At 46.8% G+C, this 2863-nt stretch carries 2 protein-coding genes and 1 pseudogene; all 3 read left to right on the plus strand.

Translation table 11 applies throughout. The features are described from left to right. Positions 1-476: 476 nt before the first annotated feature. Positions 477-1442 (plus strand): L-tyrosine isonitrile synthase, encoded by a 966-nt coding sequence (gene pvcA / locus BBW68_RS14695; RefSeq protein WP_070135916.1) that lies wholly within the window; start codon positions 477-479, stop codon positions 1440-1442. 75 nt (positions 1443-1517) lie between these two features. Next, on the plus strand, positions 1518-2360 hold the full coding sequence (locus BBW68_RS14700) for a TauD/TfdA dioxygenase family protein (protein ID WP_083264939.1): 843 nt from the start codon (positions 1518-1520) through the stop codon (positions 2358-2360). Between the two features lie 338 nt (positions 2361-2698). After that, a pseudogene (locus tag BBW68_RS17275) lies at positions 2699-2863 on the plus strand (IS30 family transposase); the annotation flags it as partial.

The following is a 2863-nucleotide window of genomic DNA, read 5'->3' on the forward strand; positions in this document are numbered from 1 at the left end:
AAAGGGATAGTTCGTTCTGATATTCATGGTTGGGCGCTCTCAAAAGAGGCAATTCAATCTCCTAACCATCAAGATAGCGGTTCCAGCTGTCATCAACGGTGAACAGCAGTTTGGCGGGGCGGGAGATATACATGGTGCAGAATATGAAGAGGAGCTCCGTCTATGCAAAGTCGTCACGCTCGCTCTGTAAGAGCGCTACGTTCGATTTATTCAACAAAGCCCTCTTGTAAGGGTTTTATTTTATTGTCTGTGTGTTATTATTAGCTTTGTTGAATAATAGCTGATCATGCTGTTTTAATATGTCGGTTTTGGACGAAGATGCTAGCCATTCCAGCATGTATTACCGAACACTAGTTGCAACCTGCTGATTCCAATGTTATTGGTGATCGCTATTTTTATGGATTCGCAGCATAATCTCTATTTATTCAACAAAGCCATTATGCAGTTAATTCCACCCCCAAATTAATGAGGTTGTTTTGGATGTGAAAAACAATGAATTAGTTTCATCGCTAATATTAAATGAGTTAATTCAATATCGCCGTAGATTTACCAATTCTACGAAACCAATTAGTGAAGAAGAGTCTCAGGTGACTCAGGTTCAATTACCCAGAATCCGTGCCTTTATTGAAGAGGGTCGTCGCATTGAACTTATTCTACCGGCGTTTCCGGTGAAATCTCCCAATCCTTATAAGGTGTTAGGGATAAAACCAGATATGGCGGAGCGTTTGTCCCTGACCTTCCTTAATTCGCTATGTCAGCGTATTCAACTGTATTATCCGCCGGGTGCACATATCCGTATTTGCTCCGATGGGCATGTATTTGGCGATCTGATTGGGACTAGCGACGAAGCGATTAACATTTATCAGGATGAGATTGAAAGTTTACTTCATGAACTAGGGGCTGTTCATCTCAGCGTCTTTAATCTTAAGGATGTAGATAATATGGCGCCGCTTACTGCTGATTATGATTATCTTCGCCATCGGCTGGTTGAAGATTACGCCGAGTCAGAAGAAGACATTAAAGCGCAGCTCATGCAGAGCGAAGAAGGCTTGCAACTTTATCGTTCAATAACCCGCTTTCTCTATGAAGATAGCCTGCGCCCTGACTATACCGGTTCTAACGCGGCGTTACAGAAGGATGCTAAAAAGCGCGCATGTGGCGTTATTCAACGCAGTTGGGCGTGGGGCAACCTGCTTGCTGAGCAATTTCCTGATGCGATCCGTTTGTCCATTCATCCTCAACCTTCGGACAGCCTGAAGCTTGGTATTCATATGATGCCCACAAAGGACGATTGGTTGACGCCCTGGCATGGGGTTGCCGCCAATGTTAATGGGCAGTTTGTGCTGATGAAGAATGCTGATGCGCAGCAGTTGGAGGGGGAGATTGTCGAAATCCGTGGTACCCCCAGCCATTACTTAGTTAAATATCCTGATATGGCATAAGCGTACTTTTCTCGTCTTGTCACCCACACGGACATCAAGATTGTCATCTGATAAATATACATGATGGAAAATAGCATGAACTGTTGCATTGAGCCGCTTTCCCCTTTTGGTGTATTGCTGATGCCTGTTGAAACAGGACAAGGCATTGCCACATTGCCAATTGACACACTGCGTGTGCTTGCCCGAAAGCATCATCTTCTGGTACTACGTGGGTTTTCTTCCGGGTTTTCCGATCCTGAAACGTTGACCGAATATGCTGGTTACTGGGGGGAAATCATGATGTGGCCTTTCGGGGCGGTGCTTGACGTGAAAGAACATGCGGATACCAAGGATCATATCTTTGATAATAGCTATGTACCGCTGCACTGGGATGGCATGTACAAACCAACCATACCCGAGTTTCAACTGTTCCACTGCGTTTCTGCGCCGGGCCAGGATCAAGGCGGACGAACCACCTTTGTTGACACCACGCGTTTATTGGCAGAGGCCGATGCACAATTAGCCGATATGTGGCGCAGTGTTTCAATAACTTACCGTATTAAAGCCGTTGTGCATTACGGTGGAGAAGTTACTTCTCCATTGGTCATCCCTCATCCCAACGGTACCGGAGAGATCATGCGTTATAACGAGCCGCCGACCGAAGGGGAGCGTTTCCTTAATAAGCATGCGCTGGAATACCATAATGTCACGCCGGAAACGCAAAATGCATTTAGTCAGACGTTGCGGCGGCAACTGTACTCCCCCCGTTATTACTATGCGCATAAATGGTTTCAGGGTGATGTTGTCATATCCGACAACTTCTCGTTGCTGCATGGTCGCGAAGCCTTTACGACCCAATCTGCGCGTCACCTGCAACGGGTTCACATTCAGGGGACTCCGATTTGTGTGAATACCTGTATTGATATGTATGATTCATAGACAGCATACACGACCTAATCCCGTTTTCCGGTTCGGATTAAATGCAAATGAAAAATGCTCCCGGCCCGCAATAAGCCAGACGGGGGGTGGTTCCAGCTTAGGGCTGCGTATTCCGGTGAAGATGAACAGCCATTCTGGAGGAACGTGAACGCGTTATTTCTTAACGCGCTCTCAGTTCCCTTTATTAACTCCACTGCGCGAATTCAGATAATAAGTGCAACGCTCGGTCATGTAGATGGAGGGACGGTTAGCTACCGATAAACTATCCTGCTCTTCCGACTAAAGATGAGCGAGTAACTATGAAATATCAGCAGTGAACCGAAGGATTACGATACCAGATAGCTCTGTTGTGTGAAGACAAAGTTAGTCAGGCCGAGATTGGTCGCCGGTTAGGCGTCTGTAAGTCAACAGACTCGTGGGAACTGCGCCGTAATCGCTCTGTAGATGGCTACCAGTCTGCGGTAGCGCAGAAGCTCAGCACCAGCCGCCGCAAGGCTGCCGGC

This window comes from Candidatus Erwinia dacicola (genome assembly GCF_001756855.1).
GTDB lineage: Bacteria > Pseudomonadota > Gammaproteobacteria > Enterobacterales > Enterobacteriaceae > Erwinia > Erwinia dacicola.